The sequence below is a fragment of the Leptolyngbya sp. PL-A3 genome (assembly GCF_039962325.1).
Taxonomy (GTDB): domain Bacteria; phylum Cyanobacteriota; class Cyanobacteriia; order Elainellales; family Elainellaceae; genus Vacuolonema.
Genome location: NZ_JAMPLB010000029.1, coordinates 1 through 20,151, shown reverse-complemented (window position 1 = coordinate 20,151; position 20,151 = coordinate 1). Strand labels below are relative to the sequence as shown.

General features: G+C 51.3%; 17 protein-coding genes. 5 read left to right on the top strand and 12 right to left on the bottom strand.

The window, feature by feature from the left end; all coding sequences use genetic code 11:
- Positions 1-250 precede the first annotated feature (250 nt).
- The 10 genes from NDI52_RS20345 to NDI52_RS20300 form a co-directional block, all read right to left on the bottom strand.
- Complete coding sequence (locus NDI52_RS20345) at positions 251-2,407, bottom strand: chromosome segregation ATPase (RefSeq protein ID WP_190770196.1); 2,157 nt, start codon at positions 2,405-2,407, stop codon at positions 251-253.
- Between the two features lie 570 nt (positions 2,408-2,977).
- On the bottom strand, positions 2,978-4,147 hold the full coding sequence (locus NDI52_RS20340; protein WP_190770197.1) for an NDP-sugar synthase: 1,170 nt from the start codon (positions 4,145-4,147) through the stop codon (positions 2,978-2,980).
- Positions 4,148-4,606: 459 nt separating this feature from the next.
- Positions 4,607-5,464 carry a segregation/condensation protein A gene (locus tag NDI52_RS20335; protein WP_190770198.1) on the bottom strand — a complete coding sequence of 286 codons (858 nt, stop codon included), beginning with the start codon at positions 5,462-5,464 and terminating at the stop codon, positions 4,607-4,609.
- 412 nt (positions 5,465-5,876) lie between these two features.
- Positions 5,877-6,230: a LapA family protein gene (locus tag NDI52_RS20330; protein ID WP_190770199.1), complete on the bottom strand. Its 354-nt coding sequence runs from the start codon at positions 6,228-6,230 to the stop codon at positions 5,877-5,879.
- 56 nt (positions 6,231-6,286) lie between these two features.
- Entirely contained in the window at positions 6,287-7,486 is a 1,200-nt protein-coding gene (locus NDI52_RS20325) for a hypothetical protein (protein WP_190770200.1), read from the bottom strand.
- Positions 7,487-7,827: 341 nt separating this feature from the next.
- On the bottom strand, positions 7,828-7,998 hold the full coding sequence (locus NDI52_RS20320) for a DUF5989 family protein (protein WP_190770201.1): 171 nt from the start codon (positions 7,996-7,998) through the stop codon (positions 7,828-7,830).
- A 2-nt stretch (positions 7,999-8,000) separates the two neighbouring features.
- Positions 8,001-8,411, bottom strand: coding sequence for an SxtJ family membrane protein (locus NDI52_RS20315; RefSeq protein ID WP_190770202.1), 411 nt, complete (start codon positions 8,409-8,411; stop codon positions 8,001-8,003).
- 4 nt (positions 8,412-8,415) lie between these two features.
- Positions 8,416-10,281 (bottom strand): carbamoyltransferase, encoded by a 1,866-nt coding sequence (locus tag NDI52_RS20310; protein WP_190770203.1) that lies wholly within the window; start codon positions 10,279-10,281, stop codon positions 8,416-8,418.
- Between the two features lie 387 nt (positions 10,282-10,668).
- Complete coding sequence (gene ileS, locus NDI52_RS20305) at positions 10,669-13,566, bottom strand: isoleucine--tRNA ligase (RefSeq protein ID WP_190770204.1); 2,898 nt, start codon at positions 13,564-13,566, stop codon at positions 10,669-10,671.
- 130 nt (positions 13,567-13,696) lie between these two features.
- Positions 13,697-14,002: a hypothetical protein gene (locus tag NDI52_RS20300; RefSeq protein WP_242035800.1), complete on the bottom strand. Its 306-nt coding sequence runs from the start codon at positions 14,000-14,002 to the stop codon at positions 13,697-13,699.
- A gap of 114 nt (positions 14,003-14,116) precedes the next feature.
- Between NDI52_RS20300 and NDI52_RS20295 the strand changes: the two genes are divergently transcribed.
- Together NDI52_RS20295 and NDI52_RS20290 are read left to right on the top strand one after the other, a co-directional pair.
- The gene (locus NDI52_RS20295) at positions 14,117-14,449 is read left to right on the top strand and encodes a Mo-dependent nitrogenase C-terminal domain-containing protein (protein ID WP_190770205.1); all 333 of its coding nucleotides are present in this window, start codon (positions 14,117-14,119) and stop codon (positions 14,447-14,449) included.
- Positions 14,450-14,527: 78 nt separating this feature from the next.
- Positions 14,528-15,064, top strand: a complete 537-nt coding sequence (locus NDI52_RS20290; protein ID WP_190770206.1) for a phosphate-starvation-inducible PsiE family protein — start codon at positions 14,528-14,530, stop codon at positions 15,062-15,064.
- A 76-nt stretch (positions 15,065-15,140) separates the two neighbouring features.
- Here the strand turns inward: NDI52_RS20290 and NDI52_RS20285 are convergent, their stop codons facing one another.
- Positions 15,141-15,953, bottom strand: coding sequence for a DUF1838 domain-containing protein (locus NDI52_RS20285; RefSeq protein WP_190770207.1), 813 nt, complete (start codon positions 15,951-15,953; stop codon positions 15,141-15,143).
- A gap of 227 nt (positions 15,954-16,180) precedes the next feature.
- Positions 16,181-17,263, bottom strand: a complete 1,083-nt coding sequence (gene ribD / locus NDI52_RS20280; protein WP_190770208.1) for a bifunctional diaminohydroxyphosphoribosylaminopyrimidine deaminase/5-amino-6-(5-phosphoribosylamino)uracil reductase RibD — start codon at positions 17,261-17,263, stop codon at positions 16,181-16,183.
- A gap of 262 nt (positions 17,264-17,525) precedes the next feature.
- Here ribD and NDI52_RS20275 point away from each other — a divergent pair, with 262 nt between their 5' ends.
- The 3 genes from NDI52_RS20275 to NDI52_RS20265 all read left to right on the top strand — a co-directional run bounded on the left by NDI52_RS20275 (position 17,526) and on the right by NDI52_RS20265 (position 19,876).
- A complete protein-coding gene (locus NDI52_RS20275; protein WP_190770209.1) occupies positions 17,526-18,620 on the top strand; it encodes a hypothetical protein in 1,095 nt (364 codons plus the stop codon).
- A gap of 631 nt (positions 18,621-19,251) precedes the next feature.
- The gene (locus NDI52_RS20270) at positions 19,252-19,428 is read left to right on the top strand and encodes a hypothetical protein (RefSeq protein ID WP_190770210.1); all 177 of its coding nucleotides are present in this window, start codon (positions 19,252-19,254) and stop codon (positions 19,426-19,428) included.
- Positions 19,429-19,693: 265 nt separating this feature from the next.
- Positions 19,694-19,876 (top strand): hypothetical protein, encoded by a 183-nt coding sequence (locus NDI52_RS20265; RefSeq protein WP_190770211.1) that lies wholly within the window; start codon positions 19,694-19,696, stop codon positions 19,874-19,876.
- Positions 19,877-20,151 lie beyond the last annotated feature (275 nt).

The following is a 20,151-nucleotide window of genomic DNA, read 5'->3' as shown; positions in this document are numbered from 1 at the left end:
CGTCCTGACCTGTTAGAACTCAGCTTCATATTGAGATATGAGTTGTTGCGCGGCTCTCAGACAGAATTCTCCGCCATTCTCCAGGAACTCCCGCTCTCAATACTTCGCCCAACAGGGGCAGTTTCAGGCAGAGCTTTGCAAGCCTTTGCAGGTTGGCATGGGAAACAGGCGTGGTGTTAGGAGTGAAATACACCACACCCAACACCATGCCTGCTTCCTATTCAAAAACACGCTCTAAACCCGAGCTGGTTTACTCCTTAGATGACTGATTCGTTCTAGCTGTGGGAGAGGGATCGGGTGGGGCAGGTTCCAGATCCAGGGAGTCTTGGGGAACTTGCATTTGTCGCCACGTCTCAAGTTGCTGCTGCGCGGCAGACGATACAGGAGTACCCGACGGCAACCGTTCCAGCAGGGCGATCGCCCCCTCCAGGTTATAACCTGCAAGAGCCTGAGCGCTTTGCAAGACTCCCTGGCTCCAGATTCCAATCATCCGATCGGCTTCAGCTCGGGTTGACGTACTAGCAGGAATTTGGGAGGCTGCACGAATGGCCGACAGATACGCATCAGGGGTACCACTGGCCGCCAAGCGATAGGCTTCCTGGAGGCTAGCTTGTGCGTTGAGTTGAGCGCGCCAGTTGCGAACATCCTGCTGGGCATCGTCGTAGAGCACCCGCCCCCGTCCGATCTGATTTGCAACCGCCACCGCCTGGGATAAATCCCCAGAGGCAGCCAGTTGCCGGGCACGATCGAGAAGAGGTTGATCCTGGCTGCGCTGAACTTGAGCCGTCCAGGTCTGAATCCGCTCCTGAGCCTGACCATGGAGCGCTCGCCCCCGACCAATCTGTTGAGCAATACTAATGGCTCCTGAGAGATCACCAACAGCGGCGAGCGCATCGGCCTGCTGCAAAACGGGCTGATCTTCAGTGGTTTCGATGCGACTCGTCCAGTCACGAATTAAATCCCGTGCTTCCTCGCCTTTCGGATTGCCTCTGGGTACCTGACGAGCCGCAGCGATCGCCGCCTGCAAATCTGGAACAGTCCCCAAGTCCGCCAATTGACGGGCCTGATTGAGCTGAGCCACATCTCGGCTTTCCGCTTGCCAGCGGCTAATCAACGCCTGGGCGCGTTCATAGAGGGGGCGATCGCGACGAATTCGCTGGGCCTGGGTAATGGCTGCCTCCAGATCCTCTACACCCCCAGCCCAGGACTGAGCCTGAGCCTGGGCCAGCGTGCTGAAATCTTGAATTTCGGGTTTGAGGGTGGGAATATCGGGAATTTGCCCCACAATGCGCATAGCTTCATCAAAATCCCGCCGTCCTAGAGCGTTTTCCGCCAATTCGAGCATATCCTTGCCCAAGTCAGCAATTACCCGTTGAGCCATAGGATACGCAGGACTGCTGCTCTTGATTTCCTTGGCCATCTCAATCGCTTTCAGGAGGTTCTCCAACCCACCTCGCCGGGCCATCCGGCGAATCTTGGCCAGCCGTTGTCCATCCTCACGGAACGTAGTAATCAGATCGCCTAATTCTTCGTACTTGGTAGTTTGCCAGTAGCGGTTATCAACATCCAGCAGTTTCACCGCCAGTTCAAAAGCCAACCGGGGATCTTGCTCCAGCAGAGCATTTTCTGCATCTTTGAAGATCTTTTCCGCTTGCGCCCAAATCGTGCGCCACTTCTGAATACGCTCGGCTACCTCCCCCTGAGCTGCGTTACCAGCAGGAATTCGATTGGCTGTGGCGATCGCCCCATCCAAATCTCCCCGATGGAACTGCTCCTCGGCTAGACCGAGAATATCGCTAGCCCATTCCTCAATGGAGCGATTGACTTCAGCTCGCATGGGGTGGTCGGGTGGCAGGCTATTCACTAAGGTAATAGCTTCAAGTAAATCATCCACCGTCTGCTTATTCGCCGCCAGTTGGGCGCAATACATCCGCAGCGAGGCAGAGGCCGTAGGCCAAAAAATAGACGGACAGTTAGGTAACGCCGGAATTTTGAACAGAATCGCGGCTGCCAATCCTCCAACTGCCGAAATGGATAGGGTAGAAGCGATCACCCAAAATTGCCAGGAAGCCAGCCAACTCACCGCACGAGAGGAACGAAGGGGCGCTGGAAGCGCTACCTCCTTGGCAACAGGCGCGACTGGAGGTGTCCGGCGAGGCGGCGGTGGGGGCGGCGCAGGCCGACGAGGGCCCTTTTCCCCCACAACCACGCGGCTAACGGGTGGTTCTACCGGAGGCGGCACAGCAGGAACGGGGGCCGGAGCGATCACCCTAGGTCGTGGCAAGGGGGGCGGAGCAGGAGCTCGCCAGGGTTGTACGGGAGTCTGCCGCTTGCTAGAGGCGCTCTGGTCTGATTGCGTAGCATCTGGCCTTCTACGGCGCTGCGGAAGACGCGGGTCCCTTGTCATGCGATCGCCTCACTCACACACTACATTGAATCCTGATTGAATCCCGCCAAAGGTCGTTCTTATGAGTCCGCTCTTGGCTAGATCATTATAGGCATCACTTCTATATTTGGTGTAAATTCCCCTGGGGGCAGCTACAGACAGTGATTTTTCAACCCTTAGAGAGATTGTGGGCTTGGCATCTACGCTCTTTCAAAGGGGCCAGTTTTAGACATATCCAGGGTTTTCGCAAGCTAAGCATGCAAAAGCGCTATCGAGACAGTCCTCAATAAACTGTCTAATTTGAGGGCTGAATATCCGGCACCTTTAAAAACTCTTTGAGAAAGTCGAGACATACGTAACTTGAACTCAGAGTAACCGCAGCTCCGGATAAGCTGAAGTGCCCATCTTGGCGTGCACTTTATGCATACCAAAATGAGTGTTTACGAGTGTTGCGCGTTGCGCAGCACTCGTAAACACCTTCAACACACCGTTAGAGCAGCACTATTGATTATGCAAAGCTGGGGCGAAGGATCCTTCGCCCCATAAACCATGCTATTCAGGTCAGTCCTCTCTGGAGAGCAACCTGATCCCTTAGGTTGGAACTTCGGAGTTGAGCAAGTCAGCGATCGCTTGCCGCTCTGCTGTAGGTTCCAGTGGCAGTTCGCTGCGGGTATCAGTAATCAACCAGTCTAGAGCCGCGGCCGTTAGGTCAATGGCGGCTCCGGTTTTATCAACGCAGTGCCGACCAAACACAAGCTTGTCGACCAGGCGCACCCCAGGGCCGAGGCGGGAGTAGTCGAAGATCACACTGTTTTCGACCACAGCACCACTACATACATAGCAGTTAGGGCCGATCATACTGGGACCAATGATGGTAGCCCCATCCTCAATACAGGTCATACCACCGATATACACTGGGCCTTTGATGTCCACTTTGTCCCAATTTACCGCTACGTTGATCCCCGTGTAGACGCCAGGAGCAACTTCATGGCCAGGAATAGAAACATTTTTGACCTCTCCGGTCAATACACTACGGATGGCTTGCCAGTAGTCGGGCACTTTTCCAATATCGATCCATTGGAAATCCATCGAAATGCCGTAGAACGGAGCCCCAGATTCTACCAGTTTCGGGAAGAGCTGACTTCCAATGTCATATTCCACGCCGGAAGGAATATAGTTAAAGATCTCTGGCTCAAAAATGTAAATACCCGTGTTGATGGTGTTGCTCAGGGCTTCATCAACAGCAGGTTTTTCCTGAAATGCTTTGATACGGCCTTCTTCATCGGTAACGACAACCCCATAACTGGAAACTTCCTCATGGGGCACTTCTTTCATAATGATGGTGGCGATCGACCCCTTCTCCCGGTGCCACTGCACCGCTTTAGTCAGATCCAGGTCGATCAGTGCGTCCCCGCACAGTACGACGAAGGTGCCATCAAAAAATGGTGAAAAATCTTGAATCTTGCGCATACCACCAGCGGAGCCCACTGCCTCGCCGACCAGATCGCCATCCACAATACGGCCTTCAAAGGAGTACGCAATCTGAACTCCAAAACGTTGCCCATCACGAAAATAGCTCTCGATTTCGTAGGCGAGGTGGCTGACGTTCACCATAATCTCCGTGAACCCATGCTGCCGCAGTAGCTCTAGCAGAAACTCCATAACGGGTTTCTGGAGAATGGGCATCATGGGCTTGGGGATGGTGTAGGTAATTGGACGAACCCGCGTCCCCTTACCGGCAGCGAGAATCATTGCTTTCATAGCGGTGCTCTACCCCTGGGTAGCGTTTCGATGATCAGAATAACCTGTAACAGTGTGTCACACTGTATCGGGTTATGGTTCTACACCGAACAATCCTTGGTCAAACTCTCAAGGTCGCCTCAAGATTACCGGGATTGTCGTGAAGATAACTTAAGGGTAGATGCCATTGGGCCAATTTCCAACACAGCCTAACCCCCAACCGGATATTCGACAACCAGCCATTCCCATTCGGTAGTGCTCTAGACGTATGAATGGGTGTGGTGAAAGGGCCTCGAAGCGCCCCTTTCACCACACTCATTCACAGGTTTAAAACATGCTCCTCAGGTTACGTTAACCTCAATTCGGGTTAAGGGCATTTTCGAGTGCCGCGCTTCGCGCGGCACTCGAAAATGCCTATTATTGCGTGCGCGACGCGCACGCAATAATAGGCGGTTTGGCTTATCCCGAACTGACGTTACATCAATCTGGCAGGACAAAGGAGGGTGGATTGGTCAAGGCATCGGCAGGTAGATTTTCCAGGCTGCGTACCCGCAGGTCTTTGTAAAATTCGTCCTGGCCCAGTTCTACCTTAGATTGGGCGGAGAGAAAGAGAAGTGCCCAGAAGACAGCGACGCGATCGCTCTGAGCACTATGATGAGCCGACGTTTGTTGAATCTCTTTGGCCAAATCTGATTCCACCCAGAGCCCCAGCAGGCTCTCAAACTCCATCCAGTCCTCTCCCTGGCAAATTTCGTCCCACTCGGCTTGAAGGAAGCGCTCCAGGGCAGCCGCAATTTCCGAAAGGTTTTCCTGGTGGGCCAGTTGGGCGATCGTGCGGACGGCCTGGTTGCGAGATTGGGGCCGGGGACGGCGGGTTTTAATCCGGGGGGTATGTTCGGCTACCGTCGTCGCCATCACCTCTAGTTGGGCAATTAGCTCTTGCAGTGTTACCCGACGGTTTTGCTGAGGTCGAGCTGTTGCCCGACGGCGAATCTGTCGCTCCAGGCTGAGGGGCAGCGGAGCCTCTGCCAGGGCACCATCCCCCAGGAAGTCTTCTAACTGTTCGGTGTTTTCTTCCTCGCCCTGTTTGGCTTCCTGGCGAGCCAGGCTATCCGCTTTCAGCAGCACCAGCATGGAGGCATAGAGAAAAGCTTGTCCCGATTCTGATAGGTCGGCTTCATAGGCAGCACGACTACCACCGGGGTTCTGGTAAGGCTTTAGCTGGCTGAGAAAGCGATCGATTACCTCAATCACCTTTACATCCCAGGGGTCGATGTCTCCCTGCTCGGCCAGGTCAATCAGGAGGGCGATCGCATTTTGTGCCAGGGAAAGCGCCATAGCTACCTGCTGTTGAATACTCCTGAAAGGGCTTCATTTTTCACACCCATTCTTGTCTGGGCATTTGAAAAATAAACGCTTCCAACACTTTCTCACCGTCGACTGTCAATCCGAACAAAGTAAACAGCCATCGCCAGAATCAATCCCAGCAGTCCCAGCGGTACCCAAAGACTCCAGTAGTTCAGCGGGTCAATCTCCATTGTGATTCATAAAACATTAGTTCGAACAGTTTTTCTCAAATCATGAGATCGCCTGCATGAATCGTTATGCAACGTATGTCTCAAAAACGGATTCATGCAGGAGGTCTACTGATTTTTGAGTCGCGGCACGGCACAAAATTAGTGGTTTCAGAAAAACGATGGGAGGTGATTTTGGATGGAGCGCTCATTCCATCCAAAATCACAGGGTATTTTTACACCACCTCAGTAACCTCAACATCCTGGGGTTTTGACGCGGGCAGCAGACGTTGCTGCTCCTCCAGCTCGACTTTGTAGCGCTCGACATCCTGTTCCAGCTCTTGAATGCGAACATCCCGCTGGGATACCTGAGGTTGAACGGCCAGACGTGCAGTCAGCCCGGTCCAGACGCTAAAGATCCAAGCCAGAACTGCTCCAATACCCGCTGCGATCAGCAATTCGACCGACAGCGGAGCCGACAGCTCAACTCCAGGCACAACATGGATCGTCGAGGATGCCGTGTTTTCAATACCAAACAACACCAGGGCCAGGCAGATCACAAAAATGACCACAAAATTAATTTGTCGCATGGCAGAACCTCAAATCCTGTAGACAAGCAAACTGCTATACAGATTACTGCGATACGTTACGATCGACCAGATGGGGCTGCTTCATTCCTCATCCAGCGCGATCGCGTGTCTTGAACTAGACGGCGTGCGAGAATTTCGTTGCCATTGGGTGACACATGACAGAAATCGATATAGATATACTCGTCCCGCGATAATAAATCCGTATAATCCACAATCCAATCGTAATTTCGTTCTCGAATCAACTGCTGCAAAATGGGATAAACCGCTTGATATTGCTTGCCAAATTGATCATCCAGGTCATCATTAATGTGATCTAACTTAGGCTGGCCCATGTAAGCGACGGGTTGCAGCACAGCCAGAAACTGGATTCCGCGAGTTTGGGCCAGAGCGTGGGCAATTTCCCAGTTTGACAGCAAGGTTTCTGCGACCTGCCGAGCACGCTCCGGGTCATTGTCACAGATCATCGAATCATCTTTCCGTTTAGTCGGTCGAGCATCATTAATCGAATCGACGATGTCGACTCCTAAATCTTGAATTCCACCCAAAAATAATGCGTTGAGATAGTCTTTGAAATCTTCAGCTTCAGAGCGGCTACTTTTCTTCTGGCGTAGACGACTTCTAAAAACAGCCGTTCGCCCATGCTCGTTAACTTTCAACTCAGCGCGACAGCTATATTGCACATCGTTAACGCCCTCATAAAAAATGACAGCATCCATGGGTTCTTTAGTAGACAAAAGGTTTACAAAAGATGCCAAAGATTGCCGACTAATGTATCCCGTTTCCCCCTTATTGACTGTAGGCAAATCAGAGAATTTCTGATAAAAGGCTGGGAGAGTTTCATTATCTGTTGCTCCGGTTCCCCAGACCGTTGAGCCTCCAAAAATATAAACCTTGGGTTTAGAGGTTTGAGCAGAAGCAGGCAGGGGTTGGTGCACCCGATTGCCCTGAGCATCAATGGTGATCGTTTTTCCCTCAAACGGCTCTCGCGTCCAGCCGACGGATGGTTCGTATACAACAGGAATTCGCAGGGTTTCACGAAAGTGACGATACATCTCATCTCGCCTTCCCTGATAGTTAGGAAGTTCTGCCAGGTTCTGGTCCTCAACCACCTCCTCCACGCCCCCTTCCCAGCCCATAATATCAATCACCTGAGCACCTACTAATTGCACGAGGTTCGCCAGAAAATTGAGAGTAAACAGGAGGCCAGCGGTAACGCCCAGGTTAATTAGAATTAGCTTCAGAAGCGGGGATTTCATGGATAGAACACTAACAATAAATAGGAACCCAGATTATATTTTAAGGCTGGTTACCAGCACTATTTTTTGACTATAACAGGGCATAGGTAGGCTCGCCAATCTAAAGCATTGACGTTGGATGTACAAAGCACATTACACCCAACATCAATACGCAAGCCCCGTATAAGGCTCAGAAAAACAGCTTTTTCAACAACCTTAGAAACATCAAAAGCTTGAGGAGTGATTTTAATGAGCATAGCATCGGGCTAGCTTTTCGAGCCCTTTAGACGCTATGCAAGATATTACTTTTGCGTGCCTAAAGCCCACGCAAAAGTAACCCTTAACGAGACTTTTCAGGGTGTTTAGAAGATGGCATAGATGAAGGGGGCGATCGCACTTCCTTGAGTAAACACAATCACTAACCCAATAAGAATTAGGGTGAAGATCAGGGGAGCCAACCAATATTTTTGGCGTTCTTTCAAGAACTGCCAGAGGTCTGCCAAAAACTCCGTAATCTCTATTAAAAATCCCATAGTTAGAATGGTTTCTCCATTGATGAGCGAGAACGTTGAGTGCTGGTTTTGCGAAAGGTGGATTGTACACTTCGACGCTGGTGCAAAGGGTCATATTGGAGAAGCGATCGCATCACCACCCCCATAGGCGTCACAACGGCGTAATAAACCAGGCTCAAGACGATCGCATTGTTAATCCAGGCGAAAGCCTGACCAAAGCGCATCCAGCCATAGTAAAAAGACCGCAAAATTTGTGGACAGACCAAGCCACAGAATATAGACACAGACCCCAGAACCAGGGGCCACAGGACGAGCCCACTGCCTCGTAGTAGGGGAATGACGACCCCTAACAACCCAATCACCATCAGGCCAAAGACCAGGCCAAACTCGCGTAACACCGCACGGGTAGGATAGGGAATTGGCTCAAAGATCATGGCTCTAATCTAACTCGAAGGTTTGCAGATAGCGGGCGCGCTGCTGCTGCCGTGACTCTGGCGATTCAGCCCCCTGCCATTCAGGTTGCTCGCGCTTGCTGAGTAAACAGTTTTCAAGCACCAGATAGTCCATTTCAGTGTTCATGAAACAGTGGTAGGCTTCGCCCGGGGTGCAGACAATCGGTTCCCCCCGCACATTGAAGCTAGTATTGACCACCAGGCCGCATCCCGTACGTTGCTCAAAGGCACGGATCAGTGCATGGTAGCGCGGATTGGTGTCGGCATGAACGGTTTGGATGCGGGCTGAATAGTCTACATGGGTCACGGACGGAATCTCGGAGCGGGGCACTCGTAACTTTTCGATGCCAAATAAGGCCTGTTGCTCTGGCGTCATCGGATGCCGTTGTTCTGCCCGAACTGGGGCCACCAGAAGCATATAAGGACTGCGCCCCTCCATCTCGAAGTAATCGGAGACCCGTTCCGCCAGCACCGATGGAGCAAAGGGCCGGAAGGATTCCCGATACTTGATTTTGAGGTTCATAGTGGACTGCATGTTGCGGTTGCGGGGATCGCCGATGATGGAGCGATTCCCCAACGCCCGTGGCCCAAATTCCATCCGTCCCTGAAACCAACCGACGACCTGGCCATCCTCCAAAATTTCTGCCAGTTTGAGAAAAAGCTGTTCATCCGGTAGGGTATCGTATACAGCACCCACCGCCTCCAGATAAGCCTTCACATCTTGATGGGAAAAGCGAGGGCCGAGATAAGCTCCAGCCATGCGATCGCCCTCCGCTACCCGCTGGTTCCCCAGATACTCATGCCACACCGATAGAGCCGCTCCCAGGGCACTTCCGGCATCACCAGCTGCGGGCTGAATCCACAAATCCTTAAAACCGCACTCCCGCAGGATGCGACCATTGGCAACACAGTTCAATGCCACCCCGCCAGAAAGACAGAGATACTCGCTATCGACCTCCTGCTTGACAGTTCTTGCCAGCCGTAGCACGACCTCCTCGGTTACCTGCTGGATGGAGGCCGCAATGTCCATATCCTGCTGAGTCAAGTCACTCTCTGGAGAGCGAGGAGGACGACCAAACAAACGGCTAAACCGCTCGTTGGTCATAGTCAGGCCGGTGGCAAAGTTGAAGTAATCCAGATTGAGGCGATAGGTACCGTCGTCTTTCAGATCCAGCAGATGGTCGTAAATTAACTGGGTATACTTGGGTTCGCCGTAGGGAGCCAGCCCCATCAGCTTGTACTCACCGGAGTTGACCTTGAATCCAGTGAAGTAGGTGAACGCCGAGTAGAGCAGCCCCAGAGAATGGGGAAAGTCGATCTGCCATTGGGGAATCAGTTGATGATCCAACCCCTTCCAAACAGAGGTGGTGGCCCACTCTCCCACACCATCCAGACACAGCACAGCCGCCTTCTGGAAGGGACTGGGGAAGAAGGCTCCGGCTGCATGGGCCTGGTGATGCTCAGTAAACAATAACTTGGGCACTTGCTGGGGCTTTACTTCTCCCAGAGAAGCGAGTTCCCGCTTCAGAGTCGTCTTGAGAAATAGCTTCTCCTTAATCCATACAGGCATCGCGGCCGTGAAGGAGCGGTAGCCTCGGGGAGCCAGAGCAATGTAAGTTTCCAGCAATCGCTCAAATTTGAGCAGGGGTTTGTCGTAGAAGACGATGTAGTCGAGATCGCGAAGGGTCAGATTGCGCTCAAACAGACAGTAACGGATGGCGTTGCTGGGAAAGCGAGCATCGTGCTTTTTGCGAGAAAATCTTTCTTCCTGAGCAGCTGCAATGATCTGACCGTCGATAACCAGCGCAGCCGCACTGTCGTGGTAATAGGCAGAGAGACCAAGGATTTTCATAAGCTGAGGGGAGAGGGGCGATCGCACATCGGTTCTACATCCCCGTCTACTATGCCAGCAGACGGAGCATTTAGAGGAAAAATCTACCTGAGGGTATATCTGTTAATACCAGAAAAATGTCATCGATTGCATTTCTAGCCTAACCATATTCAACAAACCTGAGTTCTGGTTAAAACCTCCGATATGTGGTGATGCGACGCAACTCATTCCACTACTGCACATCAGGGGGTTTAACCCGATTTGATATGAGGTCGTAAAAACTGGGTGAAATGGGATTGTGAAAATTCGTGCTCGCGTTCATGGGTGTTGCAGCCTTTAAGCATGAAAATTCCCCTCAACGCACCTTAGAGGTGGGCTGAGGGAAATTTCATGGCTATTTCAGGCTTCCTAGAAGCGCCCCATGAGAGCTGCTACACAACGCTCACAGATGATGGGATGTTCGGGAGAGTCTCCCACATGGGTGGAGTAGTTCCAGCAGCGATCGCACTTCTCTCCGTCAGCATCCACGACCGCGATCCCCAGAGCATCAGTCTGGGCGCTGTACTTGTGCTCCGCCAGGGTATTGGGAGTATCCAGCAGTTCGACCTGGGAGGAAATGAGCAAGTAACGCAGTTCATCCACACCGTTGCCGGTCAGGCTGCTATCGGGGTTGAGGGCTTGCATTTGCTGGCGCAGGGCTTCGTCGGCTACGTAGAGCAGCACTTTGGCTTCTAGGGATGCGCCGATCGCCTTATCGATCCGAGCCTTTTCCATGACTTTATTGACCTCATCCCGCACGACGCGGAGTTTCTCCCAAGTTTGAGCCAGAGTGGGCTGTTTCCAGCTTTCCTCCACCTTCACCCAACCCGCTGCAAATACCGATTCGTAGGGGGTTTTGTAGGGAAGATACTGCCAGATGTCTTCGGCTAGGTGGGAGAGCACGGGGGCGATCGCCTTTGCCAGGTTCTCCAACGCTACGGCAAGGACAGTCTGACAACTGCGCCGCCGTACCGAATCAGAAGCACTGATGTAGAGCCGATCCTTGGCAATATCCAAATAAAAGTTGGACAGGTCTACCACACAGAAGTTCTGCACCGTCTGGAAGAACTGGAAGAACTGGTAAGACTCAAAAGCATCGGTAATCTGCCCAAACACTTCTGTGATCCGGTGCAGCATATACCGATCCAACTCAGGCAACTGGTCGTAGGGCACCGCTTGAGTTGCCGGATCAAAGTCGTGCAAGTTACCCAGCAAGAACCGTGCCGTGTTACGGATCTTGCGATACACATCCGACAGTTGCTTAAGGATATTTTTACCGATGGGCACGTCAGAAGAATAGTCTACAGACGATACCCATAACCGCAGCACATCAGCCCCGTAGGCGGGTTCCTGCTGCTGATTTTTACCACCGTTAATGATGACTTGGGGATCAACTACGTTCCCCAGAGACTTGCTCATTTTGCGGCCCTGCTCATCCAGAGCAAAGCCATGGGTCAGCACCTGACGGTAGGGCGCATGTCCACTGACAGCCACGCTAGTGAGCAAACTAGATTGGAACCAACCCCGGTGCTGGTCAGACCCTTCCAGGTACATTTCCACCGGATATTTCAATTCATTCCGGGCCTTCGCGACAGAAGCCCAGGAGGAACCCGAGTCGAACCATACGTCCATGGTGTCGGTACCCCGGCGGTAGCGATCGGCATCCTTCCGGTAGGCTTCCGGCAGTAGTTCCGCAACTGACAGTTCCCACCAGGCATCAGAACTCTTCTCCGCAAAAATGGCTTGGACGTGGTTGATAATTTCCTCATTCAAAAACGGCTCGTTCGTCTCGATGTCGTAGAACACTGGGATGGGAACCCCCCAACTCCGCTGTCGGGAGATACACCAGTCTGCCCGCTCCGACACCATTGCCGTAATCCGGTTCTCGCCTGTTTCGGGAATCCAGCGCACCTCCTGAATCGCCTTCAGCGCTTCCTCCCGGAACCCTTCTACCGAGGCAAACCACTGCTCCGTAGCTCGATAAATGACAGGTTTCTTTGTCCGCCAGTCATAGGGATAGCGGTGGGCATAGGTTTCTTCCTTCAGCAGCGCTTTCTTCTCAGTCAGGGCTGCGATGATCGCTTCGTTGGCATCCTTCAGCACGTTCAGCCCAGCAAATGGCCCCGCTTCAGCCGTGAAGTTGCCGTAATCATCCACAGGCGACAGAACGGGCAAGCCGTACCTTTGGCCCACGATGAAGTCATCCATACCATGGCCTGGAGCCGTATGCACCAGGCCTGTACCGGATTCAGTAGTGATGTAGTCACCGCCAACAACCACTGGGCTTTCCCGCTCAAACAAGGGATGCAGGTAGGTGGAATATTCCAAGGCTTTTCCGGGCAGTTCAGTTTTCACTGTCAGTTCTTTGCCCAGGGTTTTCGAGAGTTGCTCCACCAAATCCTTGGCTACGATCAGATAGCGGCAGTGCCACTCGGCATCAACAGTATCTTGCTCATGACCTGCGACTTCCACCACTGCATAGGTCAGAGCGCCGTTGAGCGCCACCGCCTGGTTCGCAGGGATCGTCCAGGGGGTCGTCGTCCAGATAGCAATACCCAAATTTTCGAGATAAGGCTGGAGAGCCGCTGCCGATTCCGACAGGCTAACCATGGGGAAAGCTACATAGATACTGCGAGAGGTGTGCCCGTCAGGATATTCCAGCTCCGCCTCCGCGAGGGCTGTTTGGGAACTGGGGCTCCAGTACACAGGTTTGAGACCGCGATAGATATAGCCTTTCAGGTACATCTGCCCAAACACACCAATCTGTGCCGCCTCATATTCGGGCTTCAAGGTCATGTAAGGGTTATCCCAATCACCCCAAACGCCATAACGCTTGAAGCCTTCGCGCTGCAAATCGACCTGCTCATACGCATAGGCTTTTGCCCGCTTCCGTAACTCCAGCGGCGTTAGAGCCTTGCGCTCCTCGGGCTTCATTGCCTGGAGCACCTTTAGTTCGATGGGCAGCCCGTGGCAATCCCATCCCGGCACGTAGCGAACCTTGCGCCCTTGCAGCAACTGATATTTATTAATGATGTCCTTCAGGATCTTGTTCATGGCGTGGCCCATGTGCAGCGCCCCGTTTGCGTAGGGAGGGCCGTCGTGGAGAATGAACAGATCACCAGGATTGTTTTCAGAAAGCTGCTGGTAAATCTGGTTATCTTTCCAAAACTGCTGAATTTCTGGTTCGCGCTTGGTGGCATTGGCCCGCATATCGAACTGGGTCTTGGGAAGATTAACCGAGTCTTTGTAGCTTCCTGTGGCTGTCACGTTTAGGTACCCGCTGATACAAGAGGATGTTTATGGATATTAGGGAATTGTATCGAACCCCGTTACGGATTGGGGTTTTCTGAACGTGATCTGTTAGTTTTCGTGCATCACGCATACGAGAAACCGCTTCTCATTTGCGATAGAGGCGACAGACAAGGGAGGCAGCGGGTTCTTGGCTAAAGGGAATTTGGGTGCCGTCCTGCCGGGTAAGAAAGCGATCGCGGCAGTTATACACCTCCACGGGCCGTGTGACGCTATCTACCTTCACGACTGCGCGATACTCCCAATAATTCTTCGCGCTGCGTTGGATGTCGACAATGCAAATTTCGTGACCTGCGATCGCCCGACAGCTAGCCGCTTGCGCCGGAAGTATCGGCAGCAGAAGCACGAACAGAAGCAGAACCAGGGCACGAGTCATCGCAATAGGGGCCGTCATAAAGCCAAGCATTAAGGAAAATTATAAAACATAAATAGAATTTATATCCTATTTGACTTCTCATTTAGCGAGGTTATAGCTAATCTGAAAACAAGTCACTCTTGAGGTGTCGGGATGTCGAACCGGACTTGTGTAATTGTGTTAAAGGCTATCCTTCTGCCGTTTCGTCTACTGGGTCACTACTTTGCCGTTCAAGGGCTTTTGCCCCTACGTCGGTGGCTCGATCAGATGGAGATTCGAGATGCGGCGATCGCCCACACAATTTGCCAACTCATTCCAGCACAATGCCCCTTTGAACGGGATATCTACCTCTTTGGCCGAAAGGTCGGTCATATTCCGCCGTTGTGTAAGCTCAATCCCTTTTATGAAGAAGTGACGGGCTTGCGGTTCCGAGCCCTCTGCTATTTAGCCGATGAATGCGGCGAGGATGTAGGCTGCTACGTTTAGTGCCTTTTAACCGTTGTTTTTTAGATGCGTTCCACCCATCTAAAAAACAACACTCTAAAAACATGTTTATGGGGGTCAATGCCAATGGATAAGCCAACGTCTTCCTTGCCCTGGTATCGATGGTTGAGTAGCGATCACATGATCCAAGCTCTGGAAACAGTTCAAGATTTTATTGTGATTGGTCTGTGCGTTGGGTTATTTAGTTTCATGGTAATGCAATTGCGGGAAATGGTGTTATCCCTGCTGCCACCGTTAGATATTCCCCTCGTCACATCCGATATCCTCTTCCTGTTAATTCTGGTTGAATTATTTCGTCTACTCATCATCTACTTAAAGGAACATCGGGTATCCATTGGTGTAGCAGTAGAAGTCTCCATTGTTTCCGTTTTACGAGAAATCATCGTTCGCGGAGTATTGGAGATACCCTGGATTCAAGTGATGGCGACCTGTGTTTTTCTATTGGCATTAGGCGCGTTGTTAATCATTCGCGTCTGGTTGCCGCCGACATTCGAGGGTATTGATCCTGAAAATTTCGTTTCCGAGCGTTATCGCTCGCGTAGAGCGGCAGATGAGCAGATGGCTGCACCCGTAGTTGAAACAACGTTGAGAAATTAAGGACTCAAGCCTATGTTTAAGGGTGGGGTGCTTCGCATCCCACCCTCAAACATAAATTAATTTCCGCCGCTTAGGACTACTCCTCCGGTTGTGGTAACGGAAATCTTTCTCTAGCTAAGTAGGCATCAAAATACTTTTGAAAATGTAGCCACGATGTACTATCTTCTCCCTCCAAATACGATTGAGGAGCCTGCTTGTAGAGCGGTACACGAGTATTAATTTCATCCCTTAGGATTTGTGGCAATTTGTCTAAGCCATTTACTTTGCCACCATAGGCACTGTAGATGAGTTGACCGGGGCGATCGCCCATTTTCATCCAGGGAACCCAGGGGCCAATTCGATCCCAATAAAGCTGTAGTTTAGAAACTGTGAGAATTTCAGGATTTAAGAGTTCGTCAGTTGGAACCGTTATTTTAAATAATTCAACGGCCTGATATGTTGGATTTGGGCTATAGTCTGCAAATTTTGGATCCGTCGCAAGAGGGTTGGGATAAGTAGAAAATATATCAAAAACAAAGGTTGTACTATCCTCATAGACTTGAGCAGGAAACTTGCCTTTGAAATAACCTTGTACAGGATTGTTAGCCACATGCATAACAGTCAGCAATTCTCCTGTCCAGGGGTTCTCCCACTGCTGCAAAACTTCCCCTGTTTCTGGATGCAGGTAGTACGTCAATTCTCTAGAGGTAAAATCCCAAGCCCCTTCTTCTGCGGGGATACAGCGACTGACACTCACACCCACCATCTTAAAAAGACGAATTTTCTTCTCACCTGGGATCAAAGCATGAATAGCACCCGTCCAGGCTAAAAAGTTTGACTGGTTTGGATCGAGGGATGAGCGCGTCTTAACCCAATGCTGGGCATCAAAATCTCGGTTTTCAATAACCATACACAAACTCCTCGATAGTTACTGGCTAAACAAAGTCGGGTAGAACTTTGAATAGCAAAAAGGTGAATGAAAATTACCTTCCCAAAGTTCTAACTGGATGCCAGTCAGCTTACTTTGATTTCTACCCAGAGAATTTATATATAAGTGAATACTTGTAACAAATGCTGCTGCCCTTGAAGTATGAGAGTATTCCACGAATGGGGATGAGCCTGTCGCTGTAATGATGGTTAAGCTATATACCCTTGCACCAACAAATCAGGACCGATCGCCTCCCATGTCACCCGCTCTAGTTGCAATGCATCCGTCATTTGAGTCAAACCGAGATCACCAATCGGGGATGGAGCCGTAACACCACCAATCAGTTTAGGAGCAATGAACGCCAGGATTTTCTGCACAGTGCCGTCAGCGATCGCCCGTGCGGCCAACGTTCCCCCACATTCCCAGAGAACGGAGAGACAACCGCGATCGTTGAGGTGGGCCATCGCCGCCGCAGGAGTCAGCTCTGACACCTCAATCACCTCCACTCCCCGCTGCCGCAGCACATCCTGAAAGGATGGATTGGCACCCGTTTCTGTAAAAACTAGCGTGGGAACTTCTACTGTGTCCCACAGTTTCGCATCGTCCGGCAAATCCAACTGACGACTCATCACAACGCGCAGAGGATTGTGACCAACCCCGTGACTGGTCAGCAGCGGGTTATCTCGCCGTACTGTGTTGCCACCCACAATGACCGCATCGCATCCAGCCCGCAGGTCGTGTACCCGCGCACGGGAATCGGGGGTCGTGACCCAGGCGCTATGGCCTGTGGTAGCAGCAATTTTGCCATCCAACGTCATCGCATATTTCAAAATCCCCAGAGGTCGCTGGTGCTGGATGCGATACACAAAGGCCTCGTTGAGTTCCTGGCAGGCAGCCTCTTCAACACCTACAACCACTTCAATGCCAGCGTCTCGCAATCGTGCGATGCCACCTCCAGCGACTTTAGGGTTGGGGTCTACCATGCCTACTACGACTCGGGCAACTCCAGCTTTTACCAGGGCTTCTGAGCAAGGAGGGGTGCGACCGTAATGGTTACAGGGTTCCAGGTTGACGTAGACCGTAGCGTTTTGAGCGCGATCGCCCGCCTCCCGCAACGCAAACACCTCCGCATGAGGCTCTCCAGCTTTGGGATGGTAACCTTCGCCCACAATCTCGCCATTCTGCACGACAACGGCACCTACCATCGGATTGGGCGCGGTTTTACCACGGGCAGCGCGGGCTAGTTCCAGGCAGCGACGCATCATGGCCTGGTCAAAATCAGTGTTTGACATTCTCTAATAGGTCTTCAATTGGCGCTTCATGGAATGATAGAACACCCAGGAGTTATACCCATTCAATATAAAGATGCTCCTAATGATCTACACCTTCTCGGCAACAAATATTTTGGTGAATAGAAATTTTCAGGAATGGCTTGTGATGCGGAGCGATCGCCCCCCTTCCTTAACCACCTCCAAGCCTCATGCAGAAGATGAATCATTGTTTACATTCAACTCAGTACAACGATCAAAATCATAGGCTTGGAACAAGAATTCCTTGTCTGCAAATCGGTACACCCAGTACAACCTGATGACCTCACACACACCTCAGTTCCACTCCTCCACCCCACGCCTCATCGCTGCGATCGCTCTCACCTTCCTCCTCTGGCTCACGTTCATCCCGATCGCTCACGCCAACTCCCCCGCTCCCCCTATCCTCAACTGGTTTGAATTTGAGGGGTTGCCTGGAATGGAGGCTGTACAGGTCATCGGCTGCGAGACTGAAGAATGCCAGAAACCAGCGTTAGTCGCTCAGTATGGCTCCTGCACTCTGTCGGGCTGCTTGGCTGAAGAACCCATCCTGCCCGATGATCTGAGGTGCCATGAAACAGTCTGTTTAGCGTCAATTGGGTTTTCACCAACGACAAAGGAGTTACCGCCTCAATTTCGGGTGCTGGTGCAGTCAGGCGATCGCCTCTACTCCAGCCAAGTCATCGCTGAGCGGGCCTTTGGTGCAGGGGGCGATCGCTACTGGCAAGGGCGTATTGAGGAAGCAACGCTCGTTCTACAAAAGTCTCCCTCTTCCCCTCGCAGGGGGCAAGAGATTGTATTTACAAAGGGGTTGCTAATTACCCTGGCAACGGAGGCCCTGGTGTTAGCGCTGGCTCTATGGCGACTGAAGTTTGACCGCGTGATGTGGGCACGTACCTTCGTCAGCTTTGGGTTAATGCATAGCGTTTCTTATCCGGTGGTGTGGGGGTTAACCTCGGCCCTGCTGCCATTTCAGTATCGGCCCACACAGGTGGGGGGATGGGTTTGTATAGCGATCGCCCTCCTCTACGCTTTATGCATCTACCCCTTACGTCGCGCTAAATCCTGGCAACTCATTCTCCTGAGCGTCGTGTTATTGCCAGTAGCCTTTTTCCTGGGCCTGTTGGTGACGTTTGCTTTCAGTTACGGGAACTTTGATATTTCGCTGGCTGGTTTGCCTTATGCGATCGCGCTGGTCATTTCAGAAGTTCTCGTCACGGTTTACGAAGCCGGATTTTTAGCGATGTTAAGCCGAGAAAAACTCTCACTTCGCACGGCCGGGGTGATCAGTTTGCTGATGAATGCCGCCAGCCTCGCCATGGGCATCTGGTTCTTTCGATAACATCTGAAAACTGGATATCTGCTTACTAATTGTGAGGTACGAGAGGATGTGAGATGCCCTGTATCCTCTCGTATCTTGCCGTATCGGAAAAGATGATCAGTAACATTGGAATTTACCTGACCTTTCCAGAACTTGTTTCCGTCACTCAACTCATTTCTACAGATTGAGTGTTAAATCATGGTGTGATCGCTCCACCTGCACACCATTGTTCCACTGCTCAGAACTCTCGGATTAATGGCAAGTATTCATGATCAATCCGGTAGTTCTAACCCGTTACATGAGCCTTTTCAGAACTACGCTCATTGAAGTCCAGACCTTTTCTGTAACGACAGCCTTGAAAAATCCCACTACTGTAGTACTCAAGGTTCAAGAGAGCAGATTTCAACGATGAATTGACAGTTTTTGAGAACCCAAGAAAGACTTGAAACGTGGATGTTTTGAATACAAACGCTGCACGGAGAGTTGATGTTCCGCAAAGATATATTCACATATTTGCTCGCTTCGATTCTTAAGTTCCAGCTAACCGCTTAAACAGCGGTGGTGGAGTTTGAGCCTTTGATACAGACTGAAGCATGATTCTCAATCGCTTCATCTGAATCACTTATCTTGTCACCTTTTGGAGGTTACTACTATGTTTGGTTTTGCTGCCAGTTCTAAAGAATCCTTTTACACTGAACCGCAGGTTTATTATCGGAGCGATCGCCAGGGCCGTACCTGGTGGGATATTCGCAACCCAGTAACGGGTCACATTACCCGAGTTGCGACAGAAGAAGAAGCCCGTATTCGCATTGAAAAAAGTGCATTCTAAGGCTCCATCATTGTTGCCGTATCGCAACCCAGCACTTAAAGATTAAGTTTCAAACTATGGGTGAAGCGCCATCTCACAGTAGTTTGGATACATTGCCCAGGTTATTTTGAAAGTCTCAATACAATTGTCATGAGCTATGCCATAAAGTTCCTGAATTTTACTGCGTGCTTAAGTTCGGCTTAACTCCGTAAAGTTTGGTGGTTTGGCAAATGCGTTGGTAGCAAACTATGAACGTACTCGGTTTTTACTGCTTTTAGAGGTTGTGATGGTGATCAATCAAGTGGTTAACCCCTATCATGACAAAGCCTACGAACCCAGGGTGTATAAACGACGCGACCAGTATGGCAACGTTTGGTGGGATATTCATAACCCTTTAACGGGTAAGACGACCTGTGTGTCGTCCGAAGAGGAAGCTCACCTTTGCCTTGTAAAGGGTACTTATCGCTAAGGATGTCGACTCTCTGACCATGCAAAACTGTGCAACCCCAAACGTGAGTTGCACAGTTTTTTTAACTAGGAGGCTACGGCCTAAGTTCGTTGCCTATTTTTTGTGGTGGGGTGCGAAGCACCCCACCACAAAAAATAGGTTGTACACTTCTGCCCCAGCCTACTAGTGGGTCATTTGACTCGAATATCGCCATTTTTTATAGGCGGCTGTCAAGATAGTAGGGAACCCTTGGGTGCCCTGCTATGACCCGTCGCCAAAAACATCCCCTGCGTGAT